General features: G+C 38.5%; 13 protein-coding genes. 3 read left to right on the top strand and 10 right to left on the bottom strand.

From position 1 onward, the window contains the following. Positions 1-143 precede the first annotated feature (143 nt). The 5 genes from lpdA to KI375_RS23080 all read right to left on the bottom strand — a co-directional run bounded on the left by lpdA (position 144) and on the right by KI375_RS23080 (position 6,144). Complete coding sequence (gene lpdA, locus KI375_RS23100) at positions 144-1,550, bottom strand: dihydrolipoyl dehydrogenase (protein WP_212975746.1); 1,407 nt, start codon at positions 1,548-1,550, stop codon at positions 144-146. A 3-nt stretch (positions 1,551-1,553) separates the two neighbouring features. After that, entirely contained in the window at positions 1,554-2,888 is a 1,335-nt protein-coding gene (locus KI375_RS23095) for a dihydrolipoamide acetyltransferase family protein (RefSeq protein WP_212975745.1), read from the bottom strand. Positions 2,889-3,011: 123 nt separating this feature from the next. Next, positions 3,012-3,989 carry an alpha-ketoacid dehydrogenase subunit beta gene (locus KI375_RS23090; RefSeq protein WP_207452008.1) on the bottom strand — a complete coding sequence of 326 codons (978 nt, stop codon included), beginning with the start codon at positions 3,987-3,989 and terminating at the stop codon, positions 3,012-3,014. A 3-nt stretch (positions 3,990-3,992) separates the two neighbouring features. Continuing rightward, positions 3,993-5,102 (bottom strand): pyruvate dehydrogenase (acetyl-transferring) E1 component subunit alpha, encoded by a 1,110-nt coding sequence (gene pdhA / locus KI375_RS23085; protein ID WP_212975744.1) that lies wholly within the window; start codon positions 5,100-5,102, stop codon positions 3,993-3,995. Positions 5,103-5,487: 385 nt separating this feature from the next. Beyond that, positions 5,488-6,144, bottom strand: coding sequence for a YkyA family protein (locus KI375_RS23080; protein WP_212975743.1), 657 nt, complete (start codon positions 6,142-6,144; stop codon positions 5,488-5,490). 447 nt (positions 6,145-6,591) lie between these two features. On the opposite strand from KI375_RS23080, the gene def reads away from it, so the two are divergent. Next, positions 6,592-7,149, top strand: coding sequence for a peptide deformylase (def, locus tag KI375_RS23075; RefSeq protein WP_212975742.1), 558 nt, complete (start codon positions 6,592-6,594; stop codon positions 7,147-7,149). A 258-nt stretch (positions 7,150-7,407) separates the two neighbouring features. Here the strand turns inward: def and KI375_RS23070 are convergent, their stop codons facing one another. After that, complete coding sequence (locus tag KI375_RS23070) at positions 7,408-8,175, bottom strand: Cof-type HAD-IIB family hydrolase (RefSeq protein WP_212975741.1); 768 nt, start codon at positions 8,173-8,175, stop codon at positions 7,408-7,410. Positions 8,176-8,709: 534 nt separating this feature from the next. On the opposite strand from KI375_RS23070, the gene KI375_RS23065 reads away from it, so the two are divergent. Further along, positions 8,710-8,922: a DNA-dependent RNA polymerase subunit epsilon gene (locus KI375_RS23065; protein ID WP_212975740.1), complete on the top strand. Its 213-nt coding sequence runs from the start codon at positions 8,710-8,712 to the stop codon at positions 8,920-8,922. Between the two features lie 2 nt (positions 8,923-8,924). Then, a complete protein-coding gene (gene rnjA / locus KI375_RS23060; protein ID WP_212975739.1) occupies positions 8,925-10,592 on the top strand; it encodes a ribonuclease J1 in 1,668 nt (555 codons plus the stop codon). 562 nt (positions 10,593-11,154) lie between these two features. Here rnjA and KI375_RS23055 read toward each other — a convergent pair. The 4 genes from KI375_RS23055 to KI375_RS23040 all read right to left on the bottom strand — a co-directional run bounded on the left by KI375_RS23055 (position 11,155) and on the right by KI375_RS23040 (position 16,086). Next, the gene (locus tag KI375_RS23055; RefSeq protein WP_207452015.1) at positions 11,155-11,814 is read right to left on the bottom strand and encodes a potassium channel family protein; all 660 of its coding nucleotides are present in this window, start codon (positions 11,812-11,814) and stop codon (positions 11,155-11,157) included. 33 nt (positions 11,815-11,847) lie between these two features. Then, entirely contained in the window at positions 11,848-12,711 is an 864-nt protein-coding gene (locus KI375_RS23050) for a CvfB family protein (protein ID WP_244852989.1), read from the bottom strand. A gap of 88 nt (positions 12,712-12,799) precedes the next feature. Beyond that, positions 12,800-13,951 carry an MFS transporter gene (locus KI375_RS23045; RefSeq protein WP_212975737.1) on the bottom strand — a complete coding sequence of 384 codons (1,152 nt, stop codon included), beginning with the start codon at positions 13,949-13,951 and terminating at the stop codon, positions 12,800-12,802. Positions 13,952-14,259: 308 nt separating this feature from the next. Next, a complete protein-coding gene (locus KI375_RS23040; RefSeq protein WP_212975736.1) occupies positions 14,260-16,086 on the bottom strand; it encodes an ABC transporter ATP-binding protein in 1,827 nt (608 codons plus the stop codon). Position 16,087 lies beyond the last annotated feature (1 nt).

Genomic DNA, 16,087 nt, shown 5'->3' with positions numbered 1-16,087 from the left:
GTGCGCCAAAAAACGAACAATTTCTTTTTATCACCAACAATAAGATAGTGAATCTCAAAAAGAAATATCCTAACATAGAAAAAAGAGCTGTCATCAAATGCATATCATGCATTTTGCGACAGCTCCTTTAGAAATTTTATTTATTACATAATATGAATAGGAGTGCCTAAAGCTACTTCTGCTGCTTCCATTGTGATTTCTCCCAAAGTAGGATGTGCATGAATAGTCATCGCAATATCCTCAGCAGTCATGCCAGCTTCAATCGCTAGACTTAGTTCTGAAATCATATCAGAAGCATTAGATCCTGCAATTTGTGCACCAATGACCAAACCGTCCTCTTTACGAGTAATTAATTTCATAAAGCCCTCTGTGCTGTTAAGAGATAGTGCTCTACCGCTAGCAGCGAAAGGAAATTTAGCAGCTTTTATGTCAATGCCTTCATCCTTTGCTTGTTTCTCAGTGTAACCAACAGTTGCAAGCTCAGGTTCAGAGAATACAACTGCAGGCATACCAAGATAGTCAACTTCAGAAGGTTGCCCAGAAATAGCTTCTGCAGCAATTTTACCTTCATAAGAAGCTTTATGAGCCAATGGTAGTCCTGGAACAATATCGCCAATCGCATAAATATTATTCACAGTAGTGCGGCATTGTTTATCTACTTCAATCAATCCTCGATCATCTAGTTTAACGCCTACTTGCTCAAGACCAAGTTCATCCGTGTTTGGCTTACGTCCAACTGTTACAAGCACATAATCTGCTTCTGCTACTTCCTCTTTGCCTCCAGCTTCATACGTAACCTTCACACCGTCTTTTGCTTCTTCAACGCCCTTAGCCATAGCTTTTGTTACGACGTCAACTTTTTTCTTTTTCAGACCGCGCTTAACAAGTGATGTCATTTGTTTTTCAAAGCCACTTAGAATATCATCTGCACCTTCAAGAATGGTCACTTCAGTTCCAAGATTAGCATAGGCAGTACCAAGCTCAGTACCAACATAGCCGCCGCCAATGACAACCAGCTTTTCAGGTAATTCTTTAAGATTCAAAACCCCAGTAGAATCAAGAACACGATCAGAGAACTTAAATGTAGGTAGTTCAATTGGATGTGATCCTGTAGCAATAATAGCATTCTTAAAGGTATAGGTTTGCGCTGATTTTTCGTCCATTACACGGATGTTATGGTCATCAACGAAATAGGCTTCTCCTTTAACAATTTCAACTTTATTGCCTTTTAGCAACCCTTCTACACCACTCGTAAGTTTGTTTACTACGCTGCCTTTCCATTCCTGAAGCTTGGAAAAATCAAGGCTGACCTTTTCAGTTTTGATTCCAAATTCTTCAGATTCTAACGCATTCTCATAACGGTGAGAAGCAGAAATCAAGGCCTTAGAAGGAATACATCCTATATTTAAACAAACCCCACCAAGATTTCCCTTTTCCACGATAGTTACTTTTTGGCCAAGTTGAGCGGCACGAATTGCCGCTACATACCCACCTGGACCTGCTCCAATGACAATTGTATCTGTTTCAATCGGAAAATCTCCTACTACCATTTCTTACCCCTCCATTAATAAAAGTTCAGGATCGTTTAATAATCGTTTAATATGGTTAAGTGCATTTTGAGCTGTTGCCCCATCAATCATTCTATGGTCAAAGCTTAATGATAGAGCTAACACTGGTGCCGCAATAATTTCTCCATCTTGAACAACTGGTTTTTCTGCAATACGGCCAATACCAAGAATCGCGACTTCTGGCTGATTAATAACAGGTGTAAACCACTGACCACCAGCAGAACCAATATTAGAAATTGTGCAAGAAGCACCTTTCATTTCATTAGGAGCTAATTTTCCATCTCTTGCTTTCACAGCTAATTCATTAATTTCTTGTGAAATATTGAAGATAGATTTCGCATCAGCATGTTTCACAACTGGTACTAATAAACCTCTGTCAGTATCAGCAGCAATTCCGATATTATAATAATGCTTATTAATAATTTCTCCAGCCTCTTCATCAAGTGAAGTATTAAATGCTGGATATTCACGAAGAGCACTTACAAGTGCTTTGACGACGTATGGCAAGAAGGTAAGCTTAATATCCTTCTCAGCAGCAACGGCTTTGAATTTCTTCCGATGAGCAACAAGCTTCGTTACATCAATTTCATCCATCAATGTAACATGAGGAGCTGTATGCTTCGAATTCACCATCGCTTTAGCAATAGCTTTACGGATACCACTCATTTTTTCGCGTGTTTCAGGGTATTCACCCTCTGGAGTGGCTACAGTTGCCGCATTTGTCTTCTCATCTTTAGCTGGAGCTTCTGTTTGTTTCGCTTCTGCAGCTCCACCTTGTAAGAAGGTATCAACATCTTCTTTTAGCACTCGGCTATTCTTACCAGTACCATTCACTTGCTGAATGTTAACACCTTTTTCACGTGCGTATTTTCTAACTGATGGCATCGCAATCACACGTTTGTTGGGATCTACATCCACTTCCGCTTGAGATCCAGCACCTGTTGATTCAGCATTTTGTTCAGCTTCTACTTCAGCTTGGACTTCTGCCTTTTTCACATCTTGACCAGCTTCTGCAGTAGACTGTACATCAGCTTCCGTTTTCTCTTCGCCATGCTCTCCTTTAAATTGAAGATCTTCATAACCTGGAGCATCAAACTTAATTAAAGCTTGGCCAACTGTTGCAGTTTGTCCTTCTTCGACAAAAATTTCTTCTACCGTTCCTGCGACAGGAGAAGGAATCTCAACTACTGCTTTGTCGTTTTGAACTTCACAAAGCGTATCATCTTCCTCGATTTTGTCACCAGGCTTTATAAACCATTTAACGATATCGCCTTCGTGAATTCCTTCACCGATGTCTGGCATCTTAAATTCAAATGACATGGTCTTCACCCTCCTGTTAATTCTTTATTCAAATATAAATTTATTTTGGAAACAAGAATACATTGTTGATTTGTTTAAACAACAGGTGGAATCATTTATTTCCAGCAAACATGCTTTTTGTTATTAAAAGTCTAGTACCTTTTTCGCTGTTTCCATAATATCTTTGTGATTTGGCAACCAAACAGCCTCAGCTTGTGAGAATGGAAAAACAGTATCAGGAGACGTTACTCTTAAAACAGGTGCCTCAAGACTAAGAATAGCCCTCTCTGTAATTTCCGACACCACATTGGCAGCAATTCCAGCTTGTTTTTGTGCCTCTTGAACAACAATTGCACGATTTGTCTTTTCAACAGAGGCAATGATTGTTTCCACATCAATTGGGCTAATTGTTCTTAAATCAACTACTTCAACAGAATGTCCTTCTTTTTCAAGTTCTTCTGCTGCTTTCAAAGATTCATGAACCATTGCTCCGTAAGTCACAATCGTTAAATCAGAACCTTCACGCTTTACTTCGGCTTTTCCAAGTGGAATTGTATATTCTTCCTCTGGAACTTCTTGACGGAAGGAACGATACAATTTCATATGCTCCAAGAAAATAACTGGGTCGTTATCGCGAATCGCAGAGATCAACAAACCTTTCGCTTCATAAGGAGTTGATGGGATCACGACTTTTAATCCAGGTTGTTGTGCCATTAAGCCTTCAAGACTGTCAGCATGCAATTCTGGTGTGTGTACTCCACCACCAAAAGGTGAACGAATTGTAATAGGTGCATGCTTCGTATTACCAGAACGGTATCTCCATCTCGCCATTTGTCCATTCACAGAATCCATTACTTCATATATAAAACCGAAAAATTGAATTTCAGGTACAGGTCGAAAACCTTCTTCTGCTAAGCCAATCGAAAGACCGCCAATCCCCGACTCAGCAAGTGGTGTATCAAATACTCGATCTTCACCAAATTCTTTCTGAAGTCCTTCAGTTGCACGGAATACACCGCCATTCACGCCAACATCTTCACCGAACACAAGTACATTTTCGTCGTTGCGCAATTCGGTACGAAGCGCATCCGTGATAGCTTGAATCATTGTCATTTGCGCCATGGCTTACTTCGACTCCTTCTCTTTATAAATTTCATATTGCTCCTGCAAATTATTTGGTAATTCCTCAAACATATTTGAAATTAGGTCTGTTACCTTTTGTTTTGGAGTTTCATCCGCTTTTTTAATCGCCTCTTTGATTTCTTCCTTCGCCTGTTCGATCACTTTATTTTCTTTTTCCTCATTCCAAATTCCTTTTTCATTAAGGAAAAGACGAAGTCTCACAAGTGGATCCTTTTTCTCCCACTCATTATCCGTATCTGAAGTACGATAGCGTGTAGGATCATCACCCGCCATAGTATGAGGACCATATCTGTAACAAAGTGTCTCAATAAGAGTCGGACCTCCACCGTTGACAGCACGATCTCTCGCTTCTTTCACCACTGCATAAACAGCTAGTGGATCCATTCCGTCTACTAGAACGCCTGGAATCCCAACAGAAACAGCCTTCTGAGCAAGAGTTTTAGCAGCCGTTTGTGCTTCGCGTGGGGTAGAAATCGCATATTGATTATTTTGCACGATAAAAATTGCAGGTGCACCAAACGCCCCAGCAAAGTTCATTCCTTCATAGAAATCCCCTTGAGATGTTCCGCCATCCCCTGTGTATGTAACTGCCACAGTCTTTTTGTTGCGTTTTTTCATTCCTAATGCTATCCCAGCGGTCTGTACATATTGTGCTCCAATAATAATTTGTGGAGAAGTGACACGAACACCTTCAGGCATTTGATTTCCTGCAAAATGGCCTCTGGAGAATAGGAAAGCTTTATATAATGGCAAACCATGCCAAATAATTTGTGGTACATCACGATAACCAGGTAAAATATAATCATCTTTTTCTAAAGCAAAATGAGAAGCAATTTGGGATGCTTCTTGACCTGCAGTTGGAGCATAGAACCCGAGTCGTCCTTGTCTATTAAGAGAAATGCTTCTTTGATCGAGAATTCTTGTATACACCATACGGCGCATTAATTCTTCTAATTGCTCATCAGACAAATCAGGCATTAAGTCTTTATCTACAACCTCGCCTTTTTCATTTAAAACCTGGACAATCTCAAATTGACTTTCAATTTTTTCGAGCGTCTTTTCAGCATCGAATTGAGCTTTCTTTGAAGCCATTGAAGCCACCTATCCTTTCTATATTGATATTTTGGAATGGATTAAAAGATTAATTATTATCATTAAGACAGCATTTAACGCATTTTAAGCTCATTTCTTAGTTTAAGTTTTCCACATTTTTGTAAAGAATAACAAAAAATGATAAATATGCTGTAAAACAAACTGTATTAATCCATTTCGCAAAAAAACAAAACAACTTTTTACGATTTTTAGTTTACATGAAAACACATATTGAGTCAATAAATCTGCCCAAAACATAAAAGTTCGAAATACTATATTGATAAACTGTATTATAACATTCTAGATTACTGTTATATATATTTTTGATTTCCTATAACAGGAGCCATTGCAAGTTAAAAAACAGGAATACGTCAATCGTTTCCTGTTATTCTTCGCTGTCAGTCGTAATGTCAAATCCTGCTTTGTCATAGAAATCTAGTTTTTTCTCATTAAATTCTTCAGTTTTATCATTGAATGTATCATTCGCCTCTCGAACTTTTTCATAAGCACTGTTAGAAATCTCAATTTGTTCCTCGAGTTTTTCCATAGACAACTCTTCATCTTTCAATAATTCATAGATCTTCTTATCTTCAGATATACCTGTAAGATAGGCTGAGTTGAGTGTGTCATAAGCACTGTAACGAGCATCCATAACCTCTGCTAACTGCTGTGCATCTGCTTTTAACTTCTCATCTTTTATTTTGTCCAATTCCGTTTTTGCCTTCTGAAATTCTTCTTTGGACTTTTCAAGAGCTTCGCTTTCTTTTTTTATGAGTTTTTCGCGTTCGTCTAAATTCGACAATGCCTCATCAGACAATTTTTGAATTTGATCAAACTCTTTCATTCCAAGTTCCATAATTTCATCAAACAATGCTTTTTCATCCGATTCTAATTTGTTCATTGGTTTTTGCTGCTTTTCAAAAGCGTTTTCTTCTGAAGCCGCATCCTCGATAATTTTATAAACATTTTCTTCAGCTGATGAGCATGCTGCAACCATAGCAGCTACCAAACCAATGGCCAGAAAAGTAATCAGTTTCTTCATCAAAACCCTCCTAACATCTTCCATTAAAACTATACCCTTATAACTAGAATTTGACAACTTTCTTGAGAATAAATAAGATTAATTTATGTGTTTTAATAAAAGATAAAGTATAAAGTGAAATTTCATTCAGTGGGTGGTTCTATCCATCACTGAATGGTTAAGGAGCAAAGGCTAAAAATCGTAACATCCTGTTGGCAGACTCAAACGCGACGCTCTGTCGCTTCGTCTGCACTAGTACATCCTATACGTCACTACGCCTTTGTGACCTGAGTTCTGCAGGCCTGAACCAATCGGGTATTTGACTTTCAGTTGTCCCTCCACTTACAATTCTCATTTTTACCTCGAATTCTTGAAGTGAGGGTCTTACTGCCGGTTAATCACGGGATAAAATTTGGTGCTTGCGCTTTTCTTACTATTTTTTCGACCAAATTGGGGGGAATTGGTTTTATGATTCAAATGAAAGATATTGTGAGAGAGGGTCATCCGGTTTTAAGAGAGACCGCACAAGAAATCAAAATGCCTCCATCACAAGAAGAAATCCGCATTTTAAAAGAAATGCAACAGTTTTTAATAAACAGTCAGGATCCAGAAATAAGCGAAAAGTATGATTTGCGTGCTGGAGTCGGACTTGCTGCTCCACAAATCAATGTCTCTAAAAGAATGATCGCGGTTCGCCTTGAGGAAGAGGATGGAAAAGAATATTTTTATTCTTTAATCAATCCTAAAATTATCAGCCATTCTGTCGAAAAGTCTTATTTGACTGCTGGAGAAGGCTGTCTATCTGTTGATCGTGATGTTCCTGGTTATGTACTGCGACACGCACGCATTACCTTGAAAGGCTATGATATCGATCAAGAACGAGATATTAAACTACGCTTAAAAGGAATGCCTGCAATCGTTTTTCAACATGAATTAGACCATTTAAATGGTATTATGTTTTATGACCATATTGATCAAGACAATCCATTAGTAGCTCCTGAGGGAGCAATTCCGATAGAGCGATAATCCCCCTTTCATCAAAGATGAAGATATATCTTTGGTGAAGGGGTTTTTATTTGGTAAAGGTTCTGCCCCTAGGTACTCAAAGCTTCACTCATTGCTACTGGCGGGACCTAGTCGGTGACTACGCTGACATCAAACGTCCACAGGACATGTCAGCATTTAGTCGAAGATCATTTCCCCACAGTGTCATTTTACCGCGGCGATCAGAAAGGCATCGCAATTGTTGTCGAGAATTTGCCTTTGATCCTTTTGAATCCTCTACTAGAGCAAACCAATCTTTTTTAAGCCGTTCGCTATGCCATCCTGATCCACACTCGTTGTCACAACGTCTGCAACATCCTTCACATTTTCTAATGCATTCCCCATCGCTACTCCTGTACCGACCGTTTGCAACATTTCAATGTCATTTAAACTATCTCCAAAGGCATAGACATTTTCCATCTCAATACCTAATTTCTCTATAAGTTTTTGTATGCCTTTTGCTTTCGAGCCGCCTTTTGGGATTACATCAACTGCATTTTCATGCCATCTAATAAAATCAAATTCATTAAAATGAGCTGTATACCCTTCTTCTGCTTGATTGACAAAAAGGAGAGCTTGATAAATAGTCGTTTGCCAATAGAAATCTGTATGAAATTGTGGGTGCCCCAAATGTAAAGTCCCTAAACTTTCTTCAATTCGTTGATCATAATCTACATTTGCTTTGAGGGTTGAACGATTCATATAAACAATCGGATGTCCGTTCTTGCTTGCCTCCTTTTCCAACTTACTAAGATTTTCTGGATGTAATGGATTTTCGTAAATGACATTTCCGTTAAACATAACAAATTGCCCATTAAAACTTACATATGATTTCATATTTAATTCTTTTAAGAGTGGTTCTACCATAAACGGCGCTCTTCCTGTTGCTAGTGCAGTATTCACGCCACTCTTCTGTAATGCTGTAATTGCCTCTCTAGTAGATTTAGGTAATTCTTTATGATCATCCAACAAAGTTCCATCGATATCAAAAAAGACTATTTTGCTCATTTCTTAGATCCTCCATTTTTTTCCTTGGTGTAATACTGATAGATTTTCACCAAAAGCATATAATAATTTTATATAAATTGCACAAAAAAGGACTTCTCCTAGATAAGTTACTTTTACTTTCGGCTTTAATCGGTTAAAATAGAATTAGGGAGTGAACCACAATGTTGAAAAAGCTCAAGAAAAAGCTTTTAAAACAGTGGAAAGACTTATTAAGAAAGAAAACGATCGCTTGACTTCTATCCACCTTTTAATCAAGCCCCTCTGAAATTAGGAGGGCTTATTCTTTATTATTAATTGAAGCTAAGGTGTCCGTTACTATGCTCTGTGAAGGTCTGATTTTGACTTTTATTGGCTCAGGTTATTTCATAAAACATCGGCTAAGTCGCCATGTCTGCATGTCTTCATCGCTGTACTCACACTCTGCGATTCTCTCGGGGCTAGATGTTGAAACAGAAAGTTAGAATTCATTCACAAGCTAGAATTTTATAAATTCATAAGCATAAAAACAAAGAAATGCAATAAGGAGAGGAAAAAATGATTTTTAAAGTTTATTTTCAAGAAGAGCTTAAAGAAATGCCCGTTCGGGAAAAAACAAAGACCTTATATTTAGAATCGACCAGCGAACAAGAGGTAAGATTCTCTTTAAAAAATCGCCCGATTAATATTGAATTTGTTCAAGTTTTAACAGGGGCCCATTTAGAGTACGAGAAAAACAGCCCATACTTTACATTACAGGAGAATTATTAATAATGAAATTTGTAAAAAATGATCAAACAGCTGTATTCGCCCTTGGAGGATTAGGTGAGATTGGAAAAAATACATATGGTGTCCAATTTCAAGATGAAATTATCGTTATTGATGCAGGGATTAAATTTCCTGAAGATGAATTACTTGGGATTGATTATGTGATTCCAGATTATACTTATTTGGTAAAAAACAGTGATAAAATTAAAGGTCTCTTCATCACTCATGGACACGAGGACCATATTGGTGGGATCCCTTATCTTCTTCGCCAAATTAACATCCCGATCTATGCAGGAAAGCTTGCCATGGGATTAATACGCAACAAGCTTGAGGAACATGGATTATTACGTCAAGCCCAATTACACGAAATTCATGAGGACGAAATCATTAAATTCCGAAAAACGTCCATTTCTTTCTTCCGTACTACTCATAGTATTCCGGATTCATATGGAATCGTTGTGAAAACTCCACCGGGAAATATTGTTCATACTGGTGATTTTAAATTTGACTTTACTCCTGTTGGCGAACCTGCCAATCTTACAAAGATGGCTCAAATCGGCAAAGAAGGTGTACTTTGTCTTTTATCGGATAGTACAAACGCAGAAGTGCCTAACTTTACTATGTCAGAAAGACTTGTTGGAGACAGTATTGATGAAATTTTTCGTAAAGTAGAAGGCAGAGTTATTTTTGCGACATTTGCTTCCAATATTCACAGATTGCAACAAGTGACAGATGCTGCTGTTGCCAATGGTAGAAAGGTTGCCGTCTTCGGACGAAGTATGGATGCCGCAATTGAGATTGGACAAGATTTAGGCTATATTCAGGCTCCAAAAGATACTTTTATTAGTCCGCAACAATTAAATCGGCTTCCTGCTAATAAAGTGACGATTCTATGCACCGGGAGTCAAGGTGAGCCAATGGCTGCTCTATCGAGAATTGCCAATGGTACACACCGTCAAATTCAAATACAACCTGGCGATACTGTAGTGTTCTCTTCATCTCCAATCCCAGGAAACACGATCAGTGTCAACCGAACCATTAATTTGTTATATAGAGCAGGAGCAGATGTAATCGCCGGATCATTAAATAATATCCATACTTCTGGTCATGGTGGGCAGCAAGAACAAAAATTAATGCTCCGTCTTATGAAACCAAAGTTTTTCATGCCTATTCACGGTGAATACCGAATGCAAAGAATTCATGCAAAGTCTGCTGTGGAATGTGGCGTTTTAGAAGAAAATTGCTTTGTAATGGATAACGGTGAAGTTCTTGCGCTCAGTAATGAGGCCGCAAGTGTAGCAGGGAAAATCTCATCTGGTTCCATCTATATTGATGGAAGTGGAATTGGAGATATTGGTAATATCGTTTTACGTGACCGGAAAGTTCTTTCTGAAGAGGGCTTAGTGGTTGTAGTTGTTTCCATCAACATGGAAACTCACCAAATTGTTGCTGGACCTGATATTATTTCAAGAGGATTTGTCTATATGAGAGAATCTGGAGACCTTATTAATGAGGCGCAGAAAAATATTACACATCACTTAAACAAAGTAATGGACCGAAAAACATCTCAATGGGCTGAGATAAAAACAGAGATTATTGATACTCTCACTCCATTTCTTTACGAAAAAACAAAAAGACGACCAATGATTTTACCGATTATTATGGAAGTTTAAGAACAAAAGCGCAAGCGACTTGATCAAGGAAGAAAGGCTAAATTCGCGACGTCCTGGCGGCAGACTCAAACGCGACGTCCTGTCGCTTCGTCTGCGCTAGTACTTCCTGTACGTCGCAACGCCTTTCTGACCACCATCCTGTTGGCCTCCGACAAGCAAATGTTCCTGAACCTAGGAAGGAGCTTTTTCCCTTCATAGGTTCAGGGTTATTAAGCAGAACATCGGCTAAGTTCGCGCCGTCCTGGCGCAACGCCGATGGACTCGCATCCTGCGAGCCTCTCGGGGCTGGGGGCTGGAGCTAGACGACGAAACTCAAAATTGCAACTTATCCACAAGTCGAGAATTTTATAGTTTCCTTAACAACAAGAAAAGCGCAAGGCGCCCGCCTATCGGCGAAAAGCAAATGTTCTGAGACAAAGAAAGGCGTTCTTTGCCTTTCATTGTTTCAGGTTATTTCATGAAACATCCGTTAAGCTCACCACGCCCTCTTGCCTTCGCCTTCTAAACAATACAAAAAGTGCAGGGTACCCGTTCATCCATTTGTGGGCGCCTTGCACTTTTCTTAACCTAAGACCTTTTTTTCAAATCGATTAATATCCGTATCTGCTCCAATGACAATTAAAATATCATCTCGCTGCAATGGCGCTTCAGCGGATGGTGTGACAATAATTTCCCTTCCCCTTTTAATGGCGACAATATTGATCCCATATCGGGCTCGTACATCTAAATCGATCAAAGAATGTCCAGCTAATAACTCATTCACCTTTATTTCTACAATACTGTATTCATCAGATAGTTCAAGGTAATCGAGAATGTTTTTCGACACAATATAATGAGCAATTCTCCTCCCCATATCTCGTTCAGGGTGCACGACATGATCTGCGCCAATTTTGCGAAGAACTTTCTCATGATGATCATTTTGGGCTTTCACAGTAATATAATGAACACCTACTTCTTTCAAAATAAGTGTTGTGAGTATACTAGATTGAATATCATCACCTATTGCGACAATGACATGGTCAAAATTTCTTATTCCCAAATTTTTCAGAACTGCTTCATCTGTCGTATCCGCAATCGCTGCATGAGTGGCAATCGCCGCATATTCATTTACTCGTTCCTCATCCTTATCAATCGCCAGGACTTCCATTCCTTGTTCTAATAATTCCGTACAAATACTTCCTCCAAAGCGCCCAAGCCCTATCACTGCGAATTGCTTTTTCATACTAAACCTCCCTCGAAACGGCAAAACCATCCATTATTTCTTATCATCTTGCTTTTTTGTATAGGTCCAACCATCTTCCTGATAAATTTTACCTTCTTTTAATAGTTTCCCTAGTGCGCGCTTAAATGCCCCTTTACTCATATTAAATCGTTTCTTAATATCGTCAGGCTGGCTTTTATCTGAATAAGGCATCGATCCACCACGCCCTAATAAATAATCAGTAATCTGAATAGCATCTTGATCAATTCTTTCGTGCGTTCGCGGCATCAAAGAGACATTGATTGTACCATCTGTTTTTACATCAATAACCCGACCAACGAACTTTTCTCCTAACCGAAGCTCTTTTTCGCTTTCAGACTCATGGATAAACCCTACAATCCCTTCATCCGTTATAAATGAAGAACCCACGAGAAGAACACGGTACACAGTCCCATTAACAGATTGGTTTAGACAACTTTTATCTGCCTCTTTTGCTTGTGCCCTCATCACTTCATCTGTTGCTGGCACACCAAATAAGCGATCCTTATTGTTTCTAACCAAGGTACAATAGAGTTGATCACCTTCTTTAGGCCAAAAATTAATTGAATCTGGAAGGTTGTCCAGTGATATGAGGATATCTTTTTTTAATCCGATATCAACAAAAATTCCAAGTCCTTTTTTCATTCCTACGACTTCAACCCAATCATATTTTCCCAATTGGATAGTTGGAATCGTTTGTGAAGCAGCTAAACGTCCTTGATGATCTTGATATAGGAATACCTCAACTTCTTGATCAAGTTCAACGGCATCCTGCATTTCATTATGATGTAAAAGTACATCCTCCTCACCATCTGACAAAAAATAACCAAAAGGTGCTTCTCGCACCACTTTTAAGACCGCTGTTGTTCCAGCTTCCATAAATAGCTCCTCCGATCTACATCTACATTCCTCAATTGTGTTCATTATATCATGCTGTAATTATAAACAAAATTATCAATGTTTGCTTTTAGGTGTGTTGCAATTGTTTTTGCACACCCTTATCCTTTGCATACAAAATAATAAATAACAGCGTCCCAATAAATGCGGAAATGGCTCCCATTTTATATATAAAACCTCCACCATAGAGATCCATTAGGTATCCCCCTGCTGCACTGCCAATAATAGTGGCTACACCATTAAAAGTGGCATAATAAGCAGTTTGCCCTGTAGCAAGCATCTCTGCAGGGATAATCGTAGCGATATATTGCAATGCAGAGACCATAAAGATAGCAAAGGTAACACTATGTAATGCTTGTGAATAAATGATCATCATCGGGTCTGTCAGTAAACCGTATAAAAACCATCTCCCTGTATAAAAAACCCCCGCTATTCCGAGTAGTACCAAAAGCGGTATCTTCTTCATTAATAAGTACATAAACGCTACGACTGGTGCTTCACTTAACGCCGAAAAAGTCCAAGCTAAACCAATCTTTCCCTCCGAAGCACCTAATGACTGTAAATAAATGGCCAACATACTATCATTCATTCGATGAGGAATGGCGATAAATAAGATCGCAATTAAAAAGAACAAAAAGCGGGCATTCCGAAAGGCTTGTTGAAATCCCTTTGTTGTTAAGGGTTTTCTTTCAATGACTGGATCGGTCAACCGAAAAGCTATACATAAAACCCCTATGATTATTAGGGAATAGATAATCCATAAATATTGAATACCTATTAAGCCTATGATGTTTCCTAAAACAAATGAAGCAACCGCAAAACCGATAGATCCCCAAACACGAATGGAACCATAACTAACACCCTTCTCTTTTGAAAAAACCGTTGAAAGGCTATCAAGTAACGGTTGAATCGGTGACATAAAAAAATGAAAAATCATCATCATTAACATTAACAATGACATGGTTGGACTAAAGAAAACAGCTAATCCAGTTATAAGCGTTGCCACTAGTAAAAATAAAATAACATTTTTAACAGATTGTTTTTTATCTGACATTACTCCCCAGAAAGGCTGCGAAAAGATTGCAACAATGGGACCGACAGATAAAACAATCCCAATTTGCGCAGGGCTCAGGCCTTTAAAGCGAAACAACAATGGTAAAAATGCATTGATCATCGAGACAACCCAATAATAAAAGAAATTTAATAGTGATATTCTTAACATGGTCTAACCCCTTAGACAAAGACATGAAAAGGAGGATGAGCCGCAAATTCGGTCAACCTCCTTTTTGAACTGCAATGAGCCTTAATAAAATTTCAGCTTGTATTGTAGATAACTTGCTTATTTTGCAGTCGACACCTAGCTCCAACGCCTTGCCCCGTGAGACTCGCAGGATGCAAGCCCAACTGCGGAAGTGTCGTCTTAGCCGATGTTCCACTAAATAACCCTGAACCTATGAAGGGAAAAAGCCCCTTCTTAGGTTCAGGAACATTTGCTTGTCGCCGATAGGCGGGCGTCTTGCGCTTTTGTTCTTAAATAGCTTTCATTACTTTAAATTGGGCCTCTATTAGGCGATAATACTCGCCTTTGTGCACTATCAGTTCATCGTGGTTGCCTTCTTCAATAATCTCTCCGTGCTGAAGGACAAATATTTTATCAGAATCCCTAATGGTTGAAAGTCTATGGGCGATAATAATCGATGTTCTACCTTCGAGCAAAGTTTGTAAAGCTGTTTGAATTTGAACTTCTGTCTCAGTATCGATACTAGCAGTTGCTTCATCCAAAATGATAATCCGTGGATCAGCTAAAAGTGCCCTGGCAAAAGATAATAATTGCCTTTCACCAACTGATAATATATTTCCTCTTTCTTCTACTTCTGTTTCATAGCCCATTGGTAATTTTTTAATGAACTTGTCAGCACCAATTGCTTCTGCTGCCTCCCTGACCTGTTTATCCGTTGCAGCTGGATTACCAAAGCGAATATTCTCCATGATCGTGCCGGAAAAAATAAATGTATCTTGTAAAACAACACTAATTTGCCGACGAAGTTCAGTTAAGGAAACATCTTGTAAATCCTTCCCGTCAATCCGAACCGCTCCTGCAGTTGGATCATAAAAACGAGTAATTAGATTCGCAATCGTTGATTTTCCTGAACCTGTGTGGCCAACAAGGGCAATGGTTTGACCAGGCAACATTTCTAATGAAATTCCATCTAATGCTTTTCTTTTATCATCGTAGGAGAATTCCACTTTGTCAAACTGAATATGCCCTTTAATATCGCCTAATTCAAGTGGCTTTTCTTTTTCATGAACAATCGGAAGTTCATCTAAATACTCAAAAATCCGCTCAGAAGAGGCCATTGCCATTAACAATTGATTGTAAAGCTGACCAAGTCTAGATATTGGCTCCCAGAACATTCCAATATAGAAAGCAAAGGAAACGAATTGTCCAAGAGAGAGAGAGCCAGTTTGAATTAAATGAGTTCCATACCATAATAATATTCCAGTCCCAACGGCATTCGTTACATCGACTAACGGACGAAACATAGCACTTTTTCTCGTTGCCAACCGCCAAGCCTCAAAGTTTTCTGTATTGACTCCATCAAAAAAGGCCATATTTTCTTTTTCTTGTGTAAAACTTTGCGTGACTCTAATCCCTTGGATACTTTCATTTAAATGTGAATTCAATTTTGATTGCTTTAATCGCATATATTGCCAAGATCGACGAATGCTTTTTCTAAGCGCTGTTGAAAGTAAAAACATCAACGGAAGGACAACTAAAACTGCTAATGTTAGCTGTGGGCTTAACGTAAATAGGATGATAATGACTCCAAAAAGCATCAATATATCCATAAATACGTTAATAACTCCGTTTGTGAACAAGTCCTGTAATGAGTTCGTATCATTCATAATCCTAACAAGAATAGAACCTGCTGAACGTTGATCAAAAAAACGATGGGACAACCCCTGAACATGGGTAAATAGATGTTTACGCAAATCATAAATCACTTTTTGTCCCAATTCATTACTCCACTTAATTCGATATATATTTGCTATATAATTTAGAAGATATAAAACTGCAATACTTGCTACAATCCACATTAGATAGGCAATGTTGCTCTCTGTATTAATCGCCTTATCCAACGCATAAACACCGATCAAAATGGGAATGACCAATCGGATTGCAGTCGTAATAAGTACAGTGATAATAGATGCTGGCAATAAGTTTTTGACATATGGGCCTAAATAATTTAACAAACGATACAGCTGTTTCCAGTTAAATGATTTATCTATTAATTGTTCCGTCGAATAATGGAATCGCTCCATCACAAGCGGATTTATTTTTTTTTCTTTTTTCATC

Source organism: Bacillus sp. J14TS2 (assembly GCF_018333015.1).
Classification (GTDB): Bacteria; Bacillota; Bacilli; order Bacillales; family Bacillaceae_C; genus Lederbergia.
This window is presented reverse-complemented; position numbering and strand designations above follow the sequence as displayed.

Coding starts and splice junctions, on each gene's coding strand:
- lpdA (WP_212975746.1), bottom strand. CDS start 1,550: ATGGTAGTAGGAGATTTTCCGATTGAAACAGATACAATTGTCATTGGA.
- KI375_RS23095 (WP_212975745.1), bottom strand. CDS start 2,888: ATGTCATTTGAATTTAAGATGCCAGACATCGGTGAAGGAATTCACGAA.
- KI375_RS23090 (WP_207452008.1), bottom strand. CDS start 3,989: ATGGCGCAAATGACAATGATTCAAGCTATCACGGATGCGCTTCGTACC.
- pdhA (WP_212975744.1), bottom strand. CDS start 5,102: ATGGCTTCAAAGAAAGCTCAATTCGATGCTGAAAAGACGCTCGAAAAA.
- KI375_RS23080 (WP_212975743.1), bottom strand. CDS start 6,144: ATGAAGAAACTGATTACTTTTCTGGCCATTGGTTTGGTAGCTGCTATG.
- def (WP_212975742.1), top strand. CDS start 6,592: ATGATTCAAATGAAAGATATTGTGAGAGAGGGTCATCCGGTTTTAAGA.
- KI375_RS23070 (WP_212975741.1), bottom strand. CDS start 8,175: ATGAGCAAAATAGTCTTTTTTGATATCGATGGAACTTTGTTGGATGAT.
- KI375_RS23065 (WP_212975740.1), top strand. CDS start 8,710: ATGATTTTTAAAGTTTATTTTCAAGAAGAGCTTAAAGAAATGCCCGTT.
- rnjA (WP_212975739.1), top strand. CDS start 8,925: ATGAAATTTGTAAAAAATGATCAAACAGCTGTATTCGCCCTTGGAGGA.
- KI375_RS23055 (WP_207452015.1), bottom strand. CDS start 11,814: ATGAAAAAGCAATTCGCAGTGATAGGGCTTGGGCGCTTTGGAGGAAGT.
- KI375_RS23050 (WP_244852989.1), bottom strand. CDS start 12,711: ATGGAAGCTGGAACAACAGCGGTCTTAAAAGTGGTGCGAGAAGCACCT.
- KI375_RS23045 (WP_212975737.1), bottom strand. CDS start 13,951: ATGTTAAGAATATCACTATTAAATTTCTTTTATTATTGGGTTGTCTCG.
- KI375_RS23040 (WP_212975736.1), bottom strand. CDS start 16,086: ATGAAAAAAGAAAAAAAAATAAATCCGCTTGTGATGGAGCGATTCCAT.